The organism is Micromonospora sp. NPDC051543 (assembly GCF_044454415.1).
Taxonomy (GTDB): Bacteria; Actinomycetota; Actinomycetes; order Mycobacteriales; family Micromonosporaceae; genus Micromonospora.
Genome location: NZ_JBITDT010000004.1, coordinates 186,049 through 204,927, shown reverse-complemented (window position 1 = coordinate 204,927; position 18,879 = coordinate 186,049). Strand labels below are relative to the sequence as shown.

Sequence of the window (18,879 nt, the reverse complement as noted above, 5' to 3'; positions counted from 1 at the left end):
ACTCTCGACATGACGTCGACGCTCGCCGCCTCCGGGATCGACACCTCCGCCAGCCCCGCCCGCGCCCTCGTCTGCCGCGCCTGTTCGGCCCGCTACCCGCTCGCCGCCCAGCACGCCTGTTACGAGTGTTTCGGCCCGCTGGAAGTCGACTACGACACCGCGGCCCTCGCCACGGTCACCCGCGAGCAGATCGAGGCCGGCCCGAACAACATCTGGCGGTACGCCGCGCTGCTGCCCGCCGGGCAGGACCCGGCCAGCCGGGTCACCCTCGACCCGGGTCTGACCCCGCTGGTGGCGGCGCCGCAGCTCGCCGCCGAGCTGGGCATCACCGCTCCGCTCTGGGTCAAGGACGACAGCGCCAACCCGACCCACTCGTTCAAGGACCGAGTGGTCTCGGTGGCGCTGACCGCCGCGAAGGCGCTCGGGTTCAGCCGGTTCGCCTGCGCCTCCACCGGCAACCTCGCCAACTCGGTGGCCGCGCACGCCGCCCGCGCCGGTGTGCCCTCGATCGTCTTCATCCCCAGCGACCTGGAGCAGGGCAAGGTCATCACCACCGCCGTGTACGGCGGCGAACTGGTCGCCATCGACGGCTCGTACGACGACGTCAACCGGCTCTGCGGCGAGCTGGTGGAGACCGACGAGTTCGAGGACACGGCGTTCGTCAACGTGAACGTCCGGCCGTACTACGCGGAAGGCTCCAAGACCCTCGGGTACGAGGTGGCCGAGCAGCTCGGCTGGCGCATCCCCGCCCAGGTGGTCATCCCGATGGCCAGCGGCGAACTGCTCACCAAGATCGACAAGGCCTTCTCCGAGCTGGTCGAGATCGGCCTGGTCGAGGCCCCGGCGGGCGGCTGGAAGGTCTTCGGGGCGCAGTCGGCCGGCTGCAACCCGATCGCGACGGCCCTGCACGCCGACACCGACACGATCATCCCGGTCAAGCCCACCGGCATCGCCAAGTCGCTCAACATCGGCGACCCGGCCGCCGGCCTCTACGCCCTGGAGGCGGTGCGCCGCACCGGCGGGTGGATGGAGTACGCCGACGACGACGAGATCCGCGCCGGCATCCGCGACCTGGCCCGTACCACCGGGGTGTTCGCCGAGACGGCGGGCGGCGTCACCGCGGCGGTGCTCCGCAAGCTGGTCGAGTCCGGCCGGCTCGACCCCACGGCGGAGACGGTCGTCTTCAACACCGGCGAAGGTCTGAAGACGATCGACGCGGTGGCCGCCCAGGTCGGCCCGACCCACCAGATCAAGCCGTCCCTGCGTGCCGCCCGCGACGCCGGTCTGCTCGGCTGAATCCACCGGGTGACTGGATTTTCGCTGTGAGTGTGGAAAACCCGCCGCTCAGGACTTGACGGCAGGAACCGGACGGCGCAAGATGCTCCGTGCGGGAGGGCATTTCGCCGAAGACTTTTGAAGTTCTTGCGACCCAACGCCGGAGGCGTTGTGCGAGTGCCCCTCCCGACCACGTTCGACAGGGCCAGCGAAAATTCGCTGGCCCTGTCGCTTTTGCTCCTGCCAGGCTCGCCCACATGAGCATCACGATCGCGCCGTTCGACGGCACCGACCGGACCGCGGTCGACGAGGCGTACCGGATCGGAGCGGCGGCCACCGAGGCCGATCTGCCCGACTTCCCGCCGTCCTGCCGGCAACGCTTCGACGCCCAATTCCACACCCCGATGCCCGGCACCCGTTCCCTCTGGGCGCTGGCCCGGCTGGACGGGGTGCCCGCCGGTTACCTTCAGCTCGACCTGCCGCAGCTCGACAACCCCGACAACGCCACCACCGAGCTGACGGTCCGTCCGGACCTGCGTCGCCGGGGCGTCGGTCGGGCCCTGCACGAGTACGGGGTACGCCTGCTGCGCCAGCACGGCCGCAAGCGGGTCGTCGCCATGGCTGTCGCCGCGCTGCCCGGCGGTCCGGCCCGACCGGTGGCGGGCGCGGCGTTCGCCACCGCGATGGGGGCGCACTCCGCGCTGGTCGAAGTGCGCCGCCGGCTGGACATCGCCGACATCGACCGGGTCGCCCTGCGGGCGGCGCTGGCCGAGGCCAAGCCCCGCGCCGAGGGCTACCGGTCCGTCACCTGGCAGGGCAACACCCCGCCGGAGTACGTGGCGGACATCGCCTACCTGGACGGCCGGCTGCTGATGGACGCGCCCATGGGCGACGTGCAGTGGGAGCCGGAGCAGGTCGACGCCGAGCGCATCCGGGGCAACGAACGCGCCCTGGACGCCCGGGGCCGGCGGCGCTACCACCTCGCCATGCGACACGAGGCGTCCGGCCGGCTGGTCGCCTGGACCCTGCTCGACGTGGGCGCCTCCGCCGACTGGCACGCGTACCAGCAGATCACCCTCGTCGACCCGGCCCACCGTGGTCACCGGCTGGGCCTCATCGCCAAGGCCGAGAACCTGCACCACCTGCTGACCCACGAGCCCGCCGTACGCGTCATCGACACCTGGAACGCGGCGAGCAACAGCTACATGGTGGCGATCAACGAGCAGCTCGGATTCCGCCCGGTGGATGCCTGGGACAACTGGCAGCTCACCCTCTGACGGGTATCCGCCGCTACTGTTCGCGGAGCTCCGTCATGCATGATGGCCGCATGACGGAGACCCCGCATCCCCTGTACGACAGGCACGCCGACACCCTCAACCGTGCGCTGACCGCGATCACGGAGCGGGGCTACTGGTCCGCCTATCCCGAGTCCCCCAGCCCCCGCGTGTACGGCGAGACCGCCGCCGCCGACGGCAAGGCCTCCTTCGAGGCGTACCTCGGTGCTGACTTTCCCCTCGACCAGCCCGGCGCCGGCGAGCGGATCGCCACCGAGACGAGCCCGTTCGGCGTCGACCTGGCGGTGCGGTACCCGCACGCCGGCACCGACGAGCTGGTCGCCGCCGCGTCCGCCGCGCTGCCGGCCTGGCGCGACGCCGGCCCGCAGGCCCGCATCGGCGTCTGCCTGGAGATCCTCGACCGGCTGCACAAGCACATCTTCGAGCTGGCCAACGCGGTGCAGTTCACCAGCGGGCAGGCGTTCGTGATGGCCTTTCAGGCCGGTGGCGCGCACGCGCTGGACCGGGCGCTGGAGGCGCTGGCGTACGCGTACGCCGAGATGACCCGGCACCCGGGCACGGCCGGCTGGGAGAAGGCCGCCGGCAAGGGCGACCCGCTGCGGATGATCAAGACGTTCCACGTGGTCCCGCGTGGCGTGGCGCTGGTGATCGGGTGCAACACCTTCCCGACCTGGAACTCGTACCCCGGACTGTTCGCGTCGCTGGTCACCGGCAACCCGGTGATCGTGAAGCCGCACCCGCGCGCGGTGCTGCCGCTGGCGATCACCGTGAAGTACGCCCGGGAGGTGCTCGCCGAGGCCGGCTTCGACCCGAACCTGGTCCTGCTGGCGGCCGAGGCCCCCGGTGAGAAGCTCGCCAGCGACCTGGCCCTGCACCGGGCCGTCAAGATCGTCGACTTCACCGGTTCCACCGAGTACGGCGACTGGCTGGAGACACACGCCCGGCAGGCGTCGGTCTACACCGAGAAGGCCGGCCTGAACACGGTCGTCATCGACTCCACCGACGACTTCGCCGGCATGTGCCGCAACCTCGGGTTCACGCTGACCCTCTACAGCGGGCAGATGTGCACCACCTCGCAGAACATCCTCATCCCGGCCGGCGGCATCGAGACCGACCAGGGGCACAAGAGCTTCGACGAGGTGGCCGGCGGGATCGCGGCGGCGATCGGCAAGCTGACCGCCGACCCGGCCCGTGGTGTCGAGCTGACCGGCGCCATCGTCAACGACGGGGTGCTGGAGCGGCTGGCCGAGGTCACCAAGGTCGGCGAGCCGGTGCTGGAGTCGCGGACGGTGGCGCACCCGTCGTACGCCGACGCGGTGGTGCGTACCCCGACGATCGTGAAGCTGACCGCGGACGACGCGCAGACGTACGGCCGGGAGTGGTTCGGGCCGATCTCCTTCGCCATCGCGACCGACTCCACCGCGCACAGTCTGGAGCTGATGCGCCGGACCATCGGTGAGAAGGGCGCGCTGACCGCCGGGGTCTACTCCACCGACGAGGCGGTGCTGGACGCCGCCGAGGCGGTCGCGGTCGAGGTCGGCGTGCACCTGTCCGGCAACCTCACCGGCGGCGTCTTCGTGAACCAGTCGGCGGCCTTCTCCGACTTCCACGGCAGCGGCGCCAACGCGGCGGCGAACTCGGCCCTGACCGACGGGGCCTACGTGGCCAACCGGTTCCGGATCGTGCAGTCTCGGCGCCCGGCCTGACCTCTCGCGGTGATCAAGAGGTTCGCGTCAGAAATCACGCTGTTCTTGACGCAAACCTCTTGATCACCGGGGTCGGAGGCGGGTTTTATGCGGGGCGGCGCATCTGGAGTTCTTTCAGGGCGGGGATGGTGGGGTGGGGGACCCGTACGCCGGTGTCCTTGAAGCCGAGGCGCTGGTAGGCCCGGTAGGCGCGGTCGTTGCCGACCACCACCTCCAACATCAGCTCCGGCCGGCCGCAGTCCCGCGACCAGGCGGCCACCCCGTCGATCAGTTCGCCGAGCAGCCCGCTGCCCCGCCAGGCCGGCGTGACGTACACGGCGTAGATCACGGTGAGGCCTGGCTCGTTCGGGGCGGCCGTTCCTCCGGCGTGCCCGACTAGCCGGCCGCCCGGATCCGCGACGAACTGCGCGGTGTGCGGACCGGTCGACGTGAACGCCACCCGGGCGGCGAACTCGTTGTGCGGTCGGGCCGCGGCATCGGCCAGGGTCTCCAGGAAGGCCAACGGCGCGTCGGCGAGCATCTCCAGGCGCAGCGCCCGCATCCGGGCGGCGTCCTGCGGTCGTACCCGGTGGATCCGTGCCTGCCGCAGGGGCGTGGCGCCCGTGTCGGTGCTCATGCCCGCATGCCTACCACAGGGGCGGACTCGCGCCGGCGACCCGTGCCGCCAGATCCCCTCCATCCGGTCCAAACACAACCATCGTCATGAATCCGACGGGCCCTCCGATCGCTACGAACTATGCCCGATTTGAGGTCGTGCGCTCCCGTCACTCCTCGTGTAGCGTGCGATTTCGATCACCTCTTTCAGCGGTCGTCGTCGATCGCTGAGGTGGTGGTTCGCGGGTGTCCGGCCGTGCCGGACGTTCGGGCAGGCAACGCCGCGCAGAGTGAGGGAAGTGCACCGTGGCACAGGGTTCCGTGAAGTGGTTCAACGCCGAGAAGGGTTACGGCTTCATCGCCGTCGACGGCGGTCAGGACGTGTTCGTCCACTTCTCCGCGATCGAGATGGACGGTTACAAGGCGCTCGACGACGGTCAGCGGGTCGAGTTCGAGATCGCCCAGGGCCAGAAGGGCCCGCAGGCGGAGCACGTCCGCGTCATCGGCTGACCGATCCCGATCTGCTCGCCGGTTGTCCGCTCGATCGGCTGGCGAGTCGGGGCTGCGGCGCGGACGCCGGCCCGGGAAGATCGTGAACCGTTCCAGCCGATGCTGAGGAGGGTTCATGACCGACCAGTCGCCGCCACCCGCCACGCCCTCCGGGCCGGGTGAGCCGGGCCCGTCCGTCGAAGGCTCCGGCGCGTCACCCGTTCCGGGTACGCCGCCCGTGTCTGGCGCTGGGATGCCGCCGGTCGGGCCGCCGACCGCTGGTATTCCGCCGGTCGGGCCGCCCACCGCTGGGATGCCGCCTGCTGAGCCGCCGCCGGTCTGGGATCCCGCGCGCGGCGCCTGGGTCCCGGCCGGCCCGCCGACGCAGGGCTGGACCGCTCCTCCCGTCGGCGGCTACCCGCCCGGGGCCGGTCCCTACGGCGGGCAACCGTGGTATCCGGGGGCGCCGGTCGGCTGGTACCCGCCGGGTTACGGCCTCGACCCGAACGACGCCCTGGTCACTCCGCCCGGCGCCGGTATCGGCGGCTGGTTCGACCGGTTCTGGGGCGCGCTGCGTCGGGGCTGGCGGCAGTTGGTGCCGATCATGCTGCTCACCCAGGTCCTGCCGGCGGCGGTGCTCTCGGTCATCTCGTTCGGTCTGGACCCGTCGCCCGCCTGGGAGGCGCAGGCCGAGACGGACCCGTCGGCCGGGCTTCCGGACAACTTCGCCACCAGCCTGTTGACCCTCGTCGTCGTGCTGGTCGGCGGCAGTCTGCTGATCGGCCTGGTGCAGGCGCTGGGCTGGGCCGCGGGCAGTTGGGTGATCACCCAGCAGGCGGCCGGCCGGCCCGCCCGGCTCGACGCGGCGCTGCGGTACGGGCTGCGCCGGGCCGTCGGCGTGTGGGGCTGGACGCTGCTGGTCAGCCTGCTCATCGGCATCGGAGTCTGCTTCTGCGTGCTGCCGGGCATCTACCTGGCGTTCGCGTTGAGCATGGCCGGTCCGGTCTACCTGTTCGAGCGGGACAACCCGATCGGCCGGTCGTTCCGGATGTTCCACGACCGGCTCGGAATGCTGCTCGGCCGGGTGGCCCTGGTGGGCGCGGCGGTGATCATCGGAACCGTGGTGCCCGGCGTCCTGGAGTCGGCCGGCACCGTCGCGTTCGGCGAGGATCCGTTCGCTGCCCCGGGCCCCGCGGTCGGGGTGGTGGCGGTCATCGCCGTCACGGCCGTGCTGGCCCTGCCGGCCCACCTCGCCCAGTTGATCGGTCTGCTGATCACGTACGCCGAGCAACGCGCTCATGAGGGGCCCGTGAACGGGGCCACACTGGCTGCGGAACTCGACTGACCGGGCTCATCGTGCTTGCACTCGGCAGGTGAGAGTGCTAAACAAGTCATTGGCACTCGCATACCGTGAGTGCCAATGGTCGGGACGGTGGGGCCTGGTTGCACCGGTGTGGAGACACCGGGGCAGCACATGGCCGGTCGTCGCGGGCTATCCGGCCCGGCCGAAGGACGTCGTCGTCGCCAGGTGGCGACGTCCCAAGGTGCGTACACCAGGCGGCCCATCCGGGGCACACATCTCGGGTGGCCCGTGAGTGTCCAGGAGGACAACGCCGTATGGCCAAGATGATCGCGTTCGACGAAGAGGCGCGCCGCGGCCTCGAGCGGGGCATGAACCAGCTCGCCGACGCCGTAAAGGTGACCCTCGGCCCCAAGGGCCGCAACGTCGTGCTCGAGAAGAAGTGGGGTGCCCCCACCATCACCAACGATGGTGTGAGCATCGCCAAGGAGATCGAGCTCGAGGACCCGTACGAGAAGATCGGCGCTGAGCTGGTCAAGGAGGTCGCCAAGAAGACCGACGACGTTGCCGGTGACGGCACGACGACGGCGACCGTCCTGGCCCAGGCCCTGGTTCGCGAGGGCCTGCGCAACGTGGCCGCCGGCGCCAACCCGATGGCCCTGAAGCGGGGCATCGAGGCTGCTGTCGCGAGCGTCTCGGAGGAGCTGTCCAAGCTCGCCAAGGACGTCGAGACCAAGGAGCAGATCGCCTCCACCGCCTCCATCTCCGCTGGCGACAGCACCGTCGGCGAGATCATCGCCGAGGCGATGGACAAGGTCGGCAAGGAAGGCGTCATCACCGTCGAGGAGAGCAACACCTTCGGGCTGGAGCTGGAGCTCACCGAGGGTATGCGCTTCGACAAGGGCTACATCTCGGCCTACTTCATGACCGACCCGGAGCGTATGGAGGCCGTCTTCGACGACCCGTACATCCTGATCGTCAACAGCAAGATCTCGTCGGTGAAGGACCTGCTCCCGATCCTGGAGAAGGTCATGCAGGGCGGCAAGCCGCTGCTGATCATCGCCGAGGACATCGAGGGCGAGGCCCTGGCCACCCTCGTCGTCAACAAGGTCCGGGGCACCTTCAAGTCGGTCGCCGTCAAGGCGCCGGGCTTCGGTGACCGCCGCAAGGCCATGCTGGGCGACATCGCCATCCTCACCGGTGGCCAGGTCATCAGCGAGGAGGTCGGCCTCAAGCTCGACGCCGTCAGCGTCGACATGCTGGGCCGCGCCCGCAAGGTCGTCGTCACCAAGGACGAGACCACCATCGTCGACGGTGCCGGTGACGCCGAGCAGATCCAGGGCCGGGTCAACCAGATCCGGGCCGAGATCGACAAGAGCGACTCCGACTACGACCGCGAGAAGCTGCAGGAGCGGCTGGCCAAGCTGGCCGGTGGCGTTGCGGTCATCAAGGTCGGCGCGGCCACCGAGGTCGAGCTGAAGGAGCGCAAGCACCGCATCGAGGACGCCGTTCGCAACGCGAAGGCGGCCGTCGAGGAGGGCATCGTCCCCGGTGGTGGCGTCGCGCTGGTGCAGGCCGGCAAGACCGCCTTCGACAAGCTGGACCTGGTCGGCGACGAGGCGACCGGTGCCAACATCGTCAAGGTCGCGCTGGACGCCCCGCTGCGGCAGATCGCCGTCAACGCCGGCCTCGAGGGCGGCGTCGTGGTGGAGAAGGTCCGTAACCTCGAAGCGGGTCACGGCCTCAACGCCGCCAACGGCGAGTACGTCGACCTGCTGGCCGCGGGCATCATCGACCCGGCCAAGGTGACCCGTTCGGCGCTGCAGAACGCGTCGTCGATCGCCGCGCTGTTCCTCACCACCGAGGCCGTCGTCGCGGACAAGCCGGAGAAGACCCCGGCTGCCCCGGCTGGCCCGGGTGGCGGGGACATGGACTTCTGAGTCCAGTTCCGACACACCGAACGGGGCGGGCCGCTGACGCGGTCCGCCCCGTTCGTCGTCAGGTGGGCAGTGGACGCTGGTTGCGGCGCTTCTGCGCCCGGTCGTACGGCGGCAGCGACCGGATCGGCGCGTCCACCATCTCCTGCGGTTCCTCGGTCGCCGGTCGACCGTCGGTGCTCATCTCGGCCAGCTGTTCGGCGTCGCCGTAGTCCAACCGGTCGAACGGCAGTTGGCCGGGCAGTTCGTCGGCCGGTTTCCAGGTGATCGGCGGGCCGTCCTCGGTCTGGTCGTCCTCCGTGGTCATGGCTGCCTCCTCTACCGAAACGGTAGGGGGCGTCGATGCCCGACGCGGACGAATGAATCAATGTCCCATTTGACCGCTATTCCGCCCCAAGGCGTCGCCGGTACAGGAAGAACACCCGCTCGATCCGCGCACCCGCGCTACCCGAGTAGAACGGCACCGGCCCCACCCAGCCGATCTCCGCCCGGTCCAGTCCCGCCGCACGCTGGTCCCGCAGGCAGCGTCGCAGCAACACCCCGCCGATGCCCGAGCCCTCGGCGGCCGGGGCCGTGCCCATCGGCCCGAACCAGCTCGGCCGGGACGATCCGTAGGCGGCGAAGCCCAGAACCTCGCCGGCCCGCTCCGCCAGGTGGCAGCCGGCCCTCTCGCGGCCCACCGATCCGGCCAGCTCACCGTCCCAGGCGCCGCCGAAGGTGGACCGGGCGAACGCGGTCAGCGCCGGCAGGTCCGCGGGCTCGGCCCGCCGTACCGTGATGCCCTGCCCGGCCAGCCGACGCTCGGCGGCCTCCGTCGACCGTAGCGCCGGGGACTCGTCGTACGACAGGTCCGCCGTCATGTTCCAGGCGGTCCGGTCCTGCTGGTAGCCGAGTGCGAGGGCCGCGCACACCGCCGGGGTGTACCGCACGTCGATGCCCGGCCAGGCGTAGTACGGCGGGTTTCCGGCCAGCAGCACCTCGGTCACGCCGTGCTCGGCGAGCGCCCGCTCGGCCCGGGCGAGCAGCGTGCGGCCCACGCCCCGGCGACGCTGCCCCGGCAGTACGGCGACCAGGTCCACGTGCCCGATGCCCGGCTCCGTCGGCGACACCGAGCAGAGCAGCACCCCGACCAGGTCACCGGCCCGGTACGCCCCCAGCCCGATCACCGTCCGGTCGACGGCGGCCCGGGGCCACAGGACGTCCACGATCGCGTCCGCCTCGGCGGCGTCCTCGGGCAGGTCGAGGGCCTGCGCGCAGAGCCGCGCCACGGTGGGCGCGAGATCGAGGGCCAGCCCGGTGACGGTGATCTCGGCGTCCATGGGTGCCGACCCTAGATCACCCGCCAGCCTCCGCACTGGTCACCCCCGGGCGGCGCGGACGGCGGCGTACGCGTCGACCTGGCCGGCGCCGGTGACGTTCGCCGGGGTGCCGCAGGCGTCACCGGGATTGCGCGAGCGGTACGTCGGCTCGGCCGGCGTGGCGGTGTCCCGCAGGATCTGCCGGGTCCGGGCCAGGTCGCCGATCAGCGCCGGGTTCGCCGACCACATGAGCGCGACCACTCCCGCCACCTGCGGGGTCGCCATCGACGTGCCGTCCAGCGCCGCGTACCCGCCGCCGGGCATGGCCGAGACGACCTGCACCCCGGGGGCCAGCACGTCCGGCTTGCCCGCGCCGCCCGGCACCGGCCCGCGCGAGGAGAACTGCGCAACGCGTCGCTGCGCGTCCACCGCACCCACGGTCAGCACGTTCGCGTACGGCGCGGGTGCGTCGTCGATCGACGCGCACCACGGGCCGGTGTTCCCGGCGGCGACGACCACGAAGATCCCGGCCGCGTCCAGCGCCGTGGTGGCCGGCAGCAACGCGTCCCGGTCGCAGCCCTCGATCGAGGGGCAGCCCCACGAGTTGGTCAGCACCTGCGGGGCACGCTCCGGCCGGCCGTCGGTGAACGGGTCACCCCCCGCGGGGAACGGCGCCAGCATGAACTGGAGGCAGTCCAGGTAGTGCCCCGGGCTGCCCAGGTTGCGGTCCAGGTCGACGCAGCCCACCCACTGCGCGTCCGGGGCCACGCCGATGCCGTTGCGCCCGACCGCGCTGCCCACCGTGTGGGTGCCGTGCCCGCCCTGGTCGTTCGGTGCCCGGGTGCCGTCCCACGGGTCGTACCAGGAGTCGTCACCGCCCCGGAACCCGGCCCGCAGCGCCGGGTGGCCGCCGTCCACGCCGGAGTCGGAACTGCCGACCACGATCCCCGTGCCGGTCACCCCGAGTTGGGACCAGACCCGGTCCGCGCCGAGTTGACGGATGTTCCACTCCGGGCCGGTCGGTGCCGGGGCGGTGCCCCGGGTCTGCCCCGCCGGGGCGGGCAGCGGCCGCAGGCGCTGGCTGACCAGCACCCGGGCCACCTCGGGCCGGCGGGCGAGCCAGGCGCGCACGGCCGGGCCGCCGTCCACCTCGACCGCGTTGACCAGGTAGTACGGCACCGGGTCGAGCCGTAGCCGCCCCGCCGTGCGGCGCAGGTCGGCCTGCGTACGGTCGGCGGTCGCCACCAGCCGCCGGTAGACCTCCGCCGCGCGCGCGTCCCGCCCGGCCTGCCCCGGGGCGCCGGCCGCAATGCCGCTCAGGTCGGCCTGCTCGCGCAGCACGACCAGCAGCCGCTCGCCGTACAGGCCGGGCTGACCCGGCCCGACGTCGACCACGCCCACCGTCACCAGCAGGACCGCCGCCGCCAGCGCGGCGATCCGGCGACTCGGGGTACGTGCCGCTGGGCGGGCCAGCAGCATCGCGTACCCGATGGCGAGGACGACCGCGACGGCGAGGCCGACGCCGGCGGCGGCCGCAACCCAGAACGGCACGTCGCGAGTGCCGACCAGCAGCAGGCTGATCTCTTCCGGGTCGGTGAACGCCAGCGGCCCGAGCGCGGCCAGGCCCACCAGCCAGCCGGTCGCGGCCCGGCCGGCGCGGACCGGACCGGTCGTGTCGACGCCGGGACGCGAGGCCGCGACCGGTCTCCCGGTGGCCGGTCGCCAGGTCGCGGCCCAGAGCGCGGCGAGCACGAAGCCGGTTGGCGGCAGCGTCAGCAGGGCGGGCAACTGCGCGCCGGACTGGCCGGTCCCGGCCGCGAGCAGCAGCAGCGCCACCCCGGCGACGAGGCCACCGACCAGCACCAGGCGGGCCGGTCGGGGTGGCCGGCCGACCGCGAACCGGGACCAGAAGCTGGCGTCCAGCAGCGCGGCCGCCAGCACGCCCAGCGAGGCGGCTGCCAGGACCGCGAGGACGGTCTCCAGCAGGCCGCCGAGCGCGCCCAGCCAGGCCCACGGCAGCAACAGCGCCAAGCCGGCGGCGACCGCCAGCAGCGGCACCGCGCCCGGCCGGCGCGCGCCGCGCCCCGCCAGCTCCGCGTCACCGGTGGCGTCGGTCCGCGCGGCGTCAGCCCGCCCCGGGTCGGATTCGGTCCGCGCGGCGTCGGTCGGGGTGGCGTCGGTCCGCGTGGCGTCGCCCTCGTCGTCGGGTGCCGGGCCGTCGACCAGGCCAGCCGGCCCGGGGTACGTCCGCCGACGTCCCGACCACCGGACGACGAGCGCGCCGAGCAGCGCCGTCGCGGCCAGCACGGCGAGGTACGCCTCGTGGTGCACGGGCGGCACGATGCGCAGCGACGTGAGCACACCGAGGGTCAGCGCACCCAGCAGCCACACCCGTCCGCTGGCCCGGACCGCGGCCGAGCGGGGCAGGACGGCCAGCAGCAGGGCGGGCGTGCCGGCCAGCACGACGGCGGTCAGGCCGAGCACCGGCCAGAGCCAGACCACCCGGTCCCGTCCGAAGCCGAGCAGCACCTGATCGGTGAGCCAGCCACCGGTCTGGGTGGCCGACGTGACCGCGACGGTCCAGCAGCCGACGAACACGGCCGCGACCACCGGCCACGGGGAGCTGCGGTGGCCGACGCCAGGATGACCATGCATCCGAGCACCCTACGACCGAGCTGAAAGTCTTGGACAGATTTCGATCCGGCCAACGGAAACTGTCCGAGATCCGTTCCGGCCGACGTGGAACGGGGGCGGTGTGGGGCGGGCGGCACATGCCGACCGGCTGGCACGGCGGTTACGGTGGATGAGTGCGTGATCCCAATGTCTCCCGCTCCGTCGCCGGCCAGCTCTCGCCGATCCGCCGTGCGGCAGACCTGCGCCGGCTCCGCGCCGAACGCTTCGACGTCCTGGTCATCGGGGGTGGGGTGACCGGTGCCGGCGCCGCCCTGGACGCGGCGTCCCGGGGCCTGAAGGTGGCCCTGGTCGAGGCGCGCGACCTCGCGTCGGGCACGTCGAGCCGATCCAGCAAGCTGATCCACGGCGGGCTGCGTTACCTGGAGCAGTTGGAGTTCCACCTGGTCCACGAGGCGCTGACCGAGCGCGGTCTGCTGGCGACCCGGCTCGCGCCGCACCTGGTCCGTCCGGTGCCGTTCCTCGTGCCGCTGCCCGCCGGCCGGGGTCTGCGCGACCTGCCGGCGCGCGTCTTCCGCCGTTCGTACTACGGCGCGGGCGTGGCCGCGTACGACGCCTTCGCCGGTCTCTTCGGCGGCGGCCGGGGCATGCCACTGCACCGGCACCTCACCCGGGAGGGCGCTCGGCGGATCTTCCCGAGCCTGCGTGCCGACGCCCTGGCCGGCGCGATCCGCTACTACGACGGGCAGGTCGACGACGCCCGGTTGGTCGTCACCCTGGCCCGTACCGCCGCCAGCCTCGGCGCCACGGTGGTGAGCAGCGCCCGTGCCGTCGGGTTGATCCGCCAGGCGCGGGAGGTCACCGGTGTCCGGGTCCGCGACCTGGAGGCCCCGCCCGGCTCGCCGGACGCGGAGTTCGAGGTCCAGGCCCGCACCGTCATCGCGGCCACCGGCGTGTGGAGCGACGACATGTCCCGGATGCTCAACGACGTGGGCCTGCGGCCCGGCATCCGGGTGCGTGCCTCAAAGGGCGTGCACCTGGTGGTGCCCCGCTCGGCGATCACCGGGGAGACGGGGCTCATCCTGCGTACGGCGACGTCGGTGCTCTTCGTCATCCCGTGGGGCGGGCACTGGATCATCGGCACGACGGACACCGACTGGCGGCTGGACCGGTCCCACCCGGCGGCTTCGGCACGCGACATCGACTACCTGTTGCAGCAGGTCAACACCGTCTTGGAGCGGCCGCTGACCACCGCCGACATCGAGGGCGTCTACGCCGGGCTGCGCCCGCTGCTGGCCGGGGAGGCCGACTCCACCTCGAAGCTGTCCCGGGAACACGCGGTGTTCGAGCCGATGCTCGGGCTCCTGCTGGTGGCCGGTGGCAAGTACACGACGTACCGGGTGATGGCGTCCGACGTGGTCGACCGGGCCGTACGCCGGTTGGGGGGTGGCCGGGCGTCGCGGACGGCCGACCTGCCGCTGCTGGGCGCGGACGGGTACGCGGCGCTGTGGCGGGACCGGGCCGACCTGGCCCGGCGGCACGGCGTTCCGGTGGGTGTGGTGGAGCACCTGCTGGAGCGGTACGGCAACCTCACCCTGGACCTGCTGGCGCTTGTCGACGCCGAGCCGCTGCTCGCGTCGCCGCTGGCCGGCGCTCCGGAGTACCTGGCGGCCGAGGTCGCCTACGCGGCGCGGGCCGAGGGGGCGCTGCACCTGGAGGACGTGCTGACCCGACGTACCCGGATCTCGTTCGAGACCAGTCACCGTGGCCTGGAGTCGGCGGAGCACGCGGCCGAGTTGATGGGCTCGGTGCTGGGGTGGGACGCGGCCACCCGGGCCGCCGAGGTGGAGCACTACCGCGCGCGGGTCGAGGCGGAGCGCGAGTCCCAGCTCATGCCGGACGACGCCGGGGCGGACGCCGCCCGACTCGGCGTGCCGGACGCCCGTGGGTACGCCGCGGACCGGGGTGGCGACGATCAGGCGGAGCTGCGACCCACGGCGAGATGACCGGTATGTAACGCTACCGATGGGTAACTAGCTATAGCAGCCCGGATGGTGGTTTCGAACGCTACCTACGGTGGGGTAGGTTTCCGCGCGTGCTGTACCGCGCGCGCCCCCGTCTACTCGTCCCCGTTCTCGCCGTGGTACTCGTCGGCGCGCTGGCCGGGTGCTCGCTGCTCGGTCGCGACGACGCCGAGACGCCGGCCGCCCCTCCGCCGGCCGGCTCGGCGGCCGGCCAATCGACCCCCGAGGTCCCCACGACGGTCGCCCAGGGGCAGGTCAGTCTGCTCCAACGCCTCGGAGCGGACGCTCCGCTGCGCACCCTGAGCGTCGAGCGGGACGGCTCGTGGCAGTGCCTCGACTGCGCCGGTGACGGGGTCACCTCCCGGGGCCGGCTGGCGCCGGAGCAGACCGAGCGGCTTCAGGTGCTGCTCGCCGACCCCCGGCTCGCCGAGGAGACCGACCAGGCCCGGCGGTACCGGACCACCTGCATCGACGCGCTCACGTCGAGCCTGCTCACCTCCTCCGGGCTGATCTCCTCGCAGGACTGCCCGGGTGAGGAACGCCCGCCGGTGGCCGGCGAGATCCTGTTGCTGCTCACCCAGGCCACGCCCGCCGAGGTCAAGGGCTGAGCGCCCGCCCCGTCAGAGCACCTTGCCGGGGTTGAGCAGACCGGCCGGGTCCAGCGCCGACTTGATCGCCTGGTGCACCCGGACGCCGACCGGGCCGATCTCCCGCGCCAACCACTCCCGCTTGAGCAGGCCCACGCCGTGCTCACCGGTGCAGGTGCCGCCCAGGTCCAGGCCGAGGCGCATGATCTCGTCGAACGCCCGCCGACCCCGCTCCACGCTCTCCGGGTCGGCCCGGTCGACGACGATGTTCGGATGCATGTTGCCGTCCCCGGCGTGCCCCACCACGCCGATCGGCACCTCGCACTCCGCCGCGATCCGGGCCACCCCGTCGAGCAGCGCGGCGAGCGCACCGCGCGGCACCGCCACGTCGTCGATCACCAGGCCGCCGCTGCCCCCGGGGTGGGTGTCGGCGGCGAACTTCTCCATCGCCGGATGGGCCAGCCGGCGGGCCTGCAACAACGCCGCCGCCTCCAGCGCGTCGGTGGCCGCGTAGACCTCCTCGGCGCCGGCGGCCTCGCACACCTGCGCGACGGCGGCCAGGTCGTCGGCGGCCCGGTCACCGGTGTCGGCGGCGGCCAGCAGCAGGGCCTGCGCGTCGGTCCGCAGACCCATCGGCCGGTACGCCTCGATCGCCCGCAGGTGGGTCTGGTCCAGCAACTCCAACAGGCTGGGCGTGAGGCCCCGCGCGGCGATCTGGGCCACCGCCGTGCCCGCCGCCGCCGTGGATCCGAAGACCGCCACCAGGGTCAACGAGTCGGCCGGGGCGGGCCGTAGCGCCACGGTCACCTCGGTGATCACGCCGAGGGTGCCCTCCGAGCCGACGAAGAGCCGCGTCAGGTCGTAGCCCGCCACCCCCTTGGCGGTACGCCGGCCGGTGCGCAGCACCTCACCGGAGGCGAGCACCACCTCCAGGCCCAGCACGTACTCGGTGGTCACGCCGTACTTCACGCAGCACATGCCGCCCGCGTTGGTGGCCACGTTGCCGCCGATCGTGGACGACTCCCAGGAGCCGGGGTCCGGCGGGTACCAGAGACCCTGCTTCGCGACGGCCGCCGCGAGCGCGGCATTGACGACGCCCGGCTGGACGACCGCGATGCGGCTCACCGGGTCGATCTCCCGGATCTCGTCCATCGCGACGGTGCTGAGCACCACCGAGCCGTCCACCGCGTTCGCCGCGCCGGCCAGCCCGGTTCGCGCGCCCTGCGGCACGACCGGTACGCCGTGGCGGGCCGCCGCCCGGACCACCGCGACCACCTGCTCGGTGGTCCGGGGGCGGGTCACCACGAGGGGTACGCCGGCGGCGCAGAGGTCGGCCTCGTCGCGCTGGTGCACGCGCAGCAGGTCCGGGTCGGTGAGGACGGCGTTCTCGCCAAGCGCGGCGCGCAGGTCGTCGAGGAGTCCGGTGGGGGCCATGCCGCCGAGGCTAGGCCGTGTGTCAGCGGTCATCAACGCGGGTTAACTTTGGCGACATGCTCTACCTGGACCGGCCTGCCTGGCCGTGGCGCGGTCGGCTCTGGTCGCACCTGATCAGCGATGTCTCCTACGCCGAGTTGCACGCCTTCGCGGAGGCGTTGGGCGCACCCCGGCGCGGGTTCGACCGGGACCACTACGACATCCCGGCCGATCGGTTCGCGGCGGCGGTGTGGCTCGGCGCCCGGGTGGTACCGAGCCGGGAACTGGTCCGGCTGCTCCGCGACGCCGGGCTGCGCCGCCCGAAACACCTCAGCGGTTCGCCGACCCGGTGAGAGTTGCCAGCTCACGACGAAGATTGTCGCGGGCCGAAGCCTCCCACCGTCGCGCCAGCGGCGGCAGCCGGAACAGCGCGGGCAGTTCCAGCAGCCCGGTGAGGACGCTGGCCCGACCGCTGCGGAAGGCCGGGTCGGGCACGTGCGCGTACTCCCGTCGAATGGCCGCCGCGTAGCGGTCGTAGGCGGCCGGCGGGCCGGCCAGCACGGCGAGGTCGGCGTCGCAGAGCAACGCGCCGTCGTGGTCGTCCGCCGTCACCCGGTGCCCGGCGGTGAGCAGGACCAGCCGGCGGACCTCGGCCACCACGGGCTCGGGCACCCCGAGCCCGGTGAGCAGGCTTTCGGCCAGCGCCGCGCTGTCCCGTTCGTTGGCGTCGGCGGCGGCGCGGGGGTCGTAGACCGCGTCGTGGCACCAGGCGGCCAACCGGACCAGGTCGGGCCGCTCGGCCAGGCCGGCATGGCGGTCCACCACATCGAGTACGGCGGCCAGGTGCGTGACGGTGTGGTAGTGCCGGTGCGGCTCCCGCCACCGGGCGAGCAGCCGCTCACCGGCCAGAGTCGCGTGCTCGTCCGGCTTCGCACCGGCGGCGCGGACCGCCGCCCGCCACCGTTCCAGCAGATCGGCCACCGTCCGAGTCTGCCGCATCCGCCCGCACCGCACGTCGGCGGGAGGATTCAGCGGGTCTGCCACGGGTAGTCGCGCCCATGGCGGTGGCCCGGGACAAGAGACCTCCGATGGTGCGGCGTGCGCCGCTGCGCGACGGACTGGTGGACGTCGACGGAGCGCGCATCGCCGAGGCCACCGAGCAGCTCAAGCACCGCAGCCGGGCCACCCTGCACGACCGGCTCCACCGGGTACGGATGGCCGGTGGGCTCGCCGTCCAGGCCGGGTTGGCGGCCGGCCTGGCGTACCTCGTCTCGCACAAGGTGCTCGGCAACCCGCAACCGGTCTTCGCGCCGATCTCCGCGGTCGGCACGCTGGCCGCGTCGGTGGGTCAGCGGTTCCGCCGGACCGTGGAGCTGATCGTCGGGGTGGGCGTCGGGGTGTTTGTCGGTGACCTGCTGATCTACTTCCTCGGCACCGGCGCGTGGCAGCTCGGCCTGGTGGTCACCGTGGCGATCCTGCTCACCATCTTCGCCGGGGCGAGCGTGGCCATCGTCATCCAGGCGGCGGCCACGGCGGTGCTGATCGTGACGCTGAGCCCGTCCACCCAGAACCTGGAGATCCCCCGCTTCGTCGACGCGTTCCTCGGCGGCGGCGTCGCGTTGCTGGTGACGGCGGTGCTGCTGCCGCTGAATCCGCTCCGGGTGATCAACCGGGCCGCCCGGCCGGCGCTGGACCTGCTCGCGGCGCAGCTCGACGCCACCGCCGACGGCCTGCGCTCCCGGGACCGCGCCACCATCCAGCGGGCGCTGGAACGGCTGCGCAACAACAAGGACGAGTTGGCCACCCTGAGCGAGGCGATCGAGGGCGCCAAGGAGACCGCCACCCTGTCGCCGGCCCGCTGGCACCGCCGCGACGAACTCGTCCACTACGCGGAGGCCGCCGACCCGATCGACCGGGCGATGCGCAACTCCGGCACCCTGATCCGCCGGTCCGTCACCCTGATCGAGGACGACGAGCCGGTGCCCGACCCCATGCCGGACGCGATCGGCCACCTCGCCGAGTCGGTCCGGCTGCTCAAACACGAGTTCGCGGCGGGGGAGGAGCCGCAGAAGGCGCGGGAGCGGTCGCTGCGGGCCGTCAGCGAGGCCGGCCGGGCGTACGGGGACGGGGTCGGCTTCTCCGGCAGCGTCGTGATCGCCCAGATCCGTACCACGGCCAGCGACCTGCTGGTGGCCTCCGGCATCGAGCAGGAGGAGGCGAACCGCTGCATCCGCACCTCCTTCGGGGACCAGGAGCGGCCGGTGGGTGAACCCGCCGAGCCGGGCGACGCGCCGAAGCCACCCACCGCCCCGCCGGTCGGCTGAGAACGC

The 18,879-nt window shown here is 72.8% G+C and carries 16 protein-coding genes; 10 read left to right on the top strand and 6 right to left on the bottom strand.

Annotated elements, in window-relative coordinates:
• Window positions 1-9 precede the first annotated feature (9 nt).
• The 3 genes from thrC to paaN all read left to right on the top strand — a co-directional run bounded on the left by thrC (window position 10) and on the right by paaN (window position 4,276).
• Window positions 10-1,296 carry a threonine synthase gene (gene thrC, locus ACIA3K_RS08825; RefSeq protein ID WP_396799997.1) on the top strand — a complete coding sequence of 429 codons (1,287 nt, stop codon included), beginning with the start codon at window positions 10-12 and terminating at the stop codon, window positions 1,294-1,296.
• Between the two features lie 236 nt (window positions 1,297-1,532).
• Entirely contained in the window at window positions 1,533-2,552 is a 1,020-nt protein-coding gene (locus ACIA3K_RS08820) for a GNAT family N-acetyltransferase (protein WP_396799996.1), read from the top strand.
• Window positions 2,553-2,602: 50 nt separating this feature from the next.
• Entirely contained in the window at window positions 2,603-4,276 is a 1,674-nt protein-coding gene (paaN, locus tag ACIA3K_RS08815; protein ID WP_396799995.1) for a phenylacetic acid degradation protein PaaN, read from the top strand.
• An 85-nt stretch (window positions 4,277-4,361) separates the two neighbouring features.
• On the opposite strand, the gene ACIA3K_RS08810 is transcribed toward paaN, so the two are convergent.
• Window positions 4,362-4,892 (bottom strand): GNAT family N-acetyltransferase, encoded by a 531-nt coding sequence (locus ACIA3K_RS08810; protein WP_396799993.1) that lies wholly within the window; start codon window positions 4,890-4,892, stop codon window positions 4,362-4,364.
• Between the two features lie 284 nt (window positions 4,893-5,176).
• Here ACIA3K_RS08810 and ACIA3K_RS08805 point away from each other — a divergent pair, with 284 nt between their 5' ends.
• From ACIA3K_RS08805 to groL, 3 genes are all read left to right on the top strand, one after another.
• The gene (locus ACIA3K_RS08805) at window positions 5,177-5,380 is read left to right on the top strand and encodes a cold-shock protein (protein ID WP_124815530.1); all 204 of its coding nucleotides are present in this window, start codon (window positions 5,177-5,179) and stop codon (window positions 5,378-5,380) included.
• 115 nt (window positions 5,381-5,495) lie between these two features.
• Entirely contained in the window at window positions 5,496-6,704 is a 1,209-nt protein-coding gene (locus tag ACIA3K_RS08800; protein WP_396799992.1) for a hypothetical protein, read from the top strand.
• A 272-nt stretch (window positions 6,705-6,976) separates the two neighbouring features.
• Window positions 6,977-8,599 carry a chaperonin GroEL gene (gene groL / locus ACIA3K_RS08795; RefSeq protein ID WP_357392346.1) on the top strand — a complete coding sequence of 541 codons (1,623 nt, stop codon included), beginning with the start codon at window positions 6,977-6,979 and terminating at the stop codon, window positions 8,597-8,599.
• Between the two features lie 58 nt (window positions 8,600-8,657).
• On the opposite strand, the gene ACIA3K_RS08790 is transcribed toward groL, so the two are convergent.
• The 3 genes from ACIA3K_RS08790 to ACIA3K_RS08780 form a co-directional block, all read right to left on the bottom strand.
• On the bottom strand, window positions 8,658-8,903 hold the full coding sequence (locus tag ACIA3K_RS08790; RefSeq protein WP_357392347.1) for a hypothetical protein: 246 nt from the start codon (window positions 8,901-8,903) through the stop codon (window positions 8,658-8,660).
• Window positions 8,904-8,979: 76 nt separating this feature from the next.
• The gene (locus ACIA3K_RS08785; RefSeq protein WP_396799991.1) at window positions 8,980-9,915 is read right to left on the bottom strand and encodes a GNAT family N-acetyltransferase; all 936 of its coding nucleotides are present in this window, start codon (window positions 9,913-9,915) and stop codon (window positions 8,980-8,982) included.
• Between the two features lie 39 nt (window positions 9,916-9,954).
• The gene (locus ACIA3K_RS08780) at window positions 9,955-12,549 is read right to left on the bottom strand and encodes a S8 family serine peptidase (RefSeq protein ID WP_396799990.1); all 2,595 of its coding nucleotides are present in this window, start codon (window positions 12,547-12,549) and stop codon (window positions 9,955-9,957) included.
• Between the two features lie 152 nt (window positions 12,550-12,701).
• On the opposite strand from ACIA3K_RS08780, the gene ACIA3K_RS08775 reads away from it, so the two are divergent.
• Together ACIA3K_RS08775 and ACIA3K_RS08770 are read left to right on the top strand one after the other, a co-directional pair.
• The gene (locus tag ACIA3K_RS08775) at window positions 12,702-14,531 is read left to right on the top strand and encodes a glycerol-3-phosphate dehydrogenase/oxidase (protein WP_396799989.1); all 1,830 of its coding nucleotides are present in this window, start codon (window positions 12,702-12,704) and stop codon (window positions 14,529-14,531) included.
• 89 nt (window positions 14,532-14,620) lie between these two features.
• On the top strand, window positions 14,621-15,157 hold the full coding sequence (locus tag ACIA3K_RS08770; protein ID WP_396799988.1) for a hypothetical protein: 537 nt from the start codon (window positions 14,621-14,623) through the stop codon (window positions 15,155-15,157).
• A 12-nt stretch (window positions 15,158-15,169) separates the two neighbouring features.
• On the opposite strand, the gene ACIA3K_RS08765 is transcribed toward ACIA3K_RS08770, so the two are convergent.
• Window positions 15,170-16,570 (bottom strand): FAD-binding oxidoreductase, encoded by a 1,401-nt coding sequence (locus ACIA3K_RS08765; RefSeq protein ID WP_396799987.1) that lies wholly within the window; start codon window positions 16,568-16,570, stop codon window positions 15,170-15,172.
• Window positions 16,571-16,626: 56 nt separating this feature from the next.
• Between ACIA3K_RS08765 and ACIA3K_RS08760 the strand changes: the two genes are divergently transcribed.
• Complete coding sequence (locus tag ACIA3K_RS08760; protein WP_396799986.1) at window positions 16,627-16,902, top strand: DUF4031 domain-containing protein; 276 nt, start codon at window positions 16,627-16,629, stop codon at window positions 16,900-16,902.
• On the opposite strand, the gene ACIA3K_RS08755 is transcribed toward ACIA3K_RS08760, so the two are convergent.
• On the bottom strand, window positions 16,880-17,530 hold the full coding sequence (locus tag ACIA3K_RS08755; RefSeq protein WP_396799985.1) for a metal-dependent phosphohydrolase: 651 nt from the start codon (window positions 17,528-17,530) through the stop codon (window positions 16,880-16,882). The two genes, ACIA3K_RS08760 and ACIA3K_RS08755, sit on opposite strands and share 23 nt — an antisense overlap.
• Before the next feature lie 107 nt (window positions 17,531-17,637).
• Between ACIA3K_RS08755 and ACIA3K_RS08750 the strand changes: the two genes are divergently transcribed.
• Complete coding sequence (locus ACIA3K_RS08750) at window positions 17,638-18,873, top strand: FUSC family protein (protein WP_355050891.1); 1,236 nt, start codon at window positions 17,638-17,640, stop codon at window positions 18,871-18,873.
• Window positions 18,874-18,879 lie beyond the last annotated feature (6 nt).

Bases quoted from the DNA above. Each gene is read 5' to 3' on its own strand.
- thrC (WP_396799997.1), top strand. From the start codon at position 10: ATGACGTCGACGCTCGCCGCCTCCGGGATCGACACCTCCGCCAGCCCC.
- ACIA3K_RS08820 (WP_396799996.1), top strand. From the start codon at position 1,533: ATGAGCATCACGATCGCGCCGTTCGACGGCACCGACCGGACCGCGGTC.
- paaN (WP_396799995.1), top strand. From the start codon at position 2,603: ATGACGGAGACCCCGCATCCCCTGTACGACAGGCACGCCGACACCCTC.
- ACIA3K_RS08810 (WP_396799993.1), bottom strand. From the start codon at position 4,892: ATGAGCACCGACACGGGCGCCACGCCCCTGCGGCAGGCACGGATCCAC.
- ACIA3K_RS08800 (WP_396799992.1), top strand. From the start codon at position 5,496: ATGACCGACCAGTCGCCGCCACCCGCCACGCCCTCCGGGCCGGGTGAG.
- groL (WP_357392346.1), top strand. From the start codon at position 6,977: ATGGCCAAGATGATCGCGTTCGACGAAGAGGCGCGCCGCGGCCTCGAG.
- ACIA3K_RS08790 (WP_357392347.1), bottom strand. From the start codon at position 8,903: ATGACCACGGAGGACGACCAGACCGAGGACGGCCCGCCGATCACCTGG.
- ACIA3K_RS08785 (WP_396799991.1), bottom strand. From the start codon at position 9,915: ATGGACGCCGAGATCACCGTCACCGGGCTGGCCCTCGATCTCGCGCCC.
- ACIA3K_RS08780 (WP_396799990.1), bottom strand. From the start codon at position 12,549: ATGCATGGTCATCCTGGCGTCGGCCACCGCAGCTCCCCGTGGCCGGTG.
- ACIA3K_RS08765 (WP_396799987.1), bottom strand. From the start codon at position 16,570: ATGGCCCCCACCGGACTCCTCGACGACCTGCGCGCCGCGCTTGGCGAG.
- ACIA3K_RS08760 (WP_396799986.1), top strand. From the start codon at position 16,627: ATGCTCTACCTGGACCGGCCTGCCTGGCCGTGGCGCGGTCGGCTCTGG.
- ACIA3K_RS08750 (WP_355050891.1), top strand. From the start codon at position 17,638: ATGGTGCGGCGTGCGCCGCTGCGCGACGGACTGGTGGACGTCGACGGA.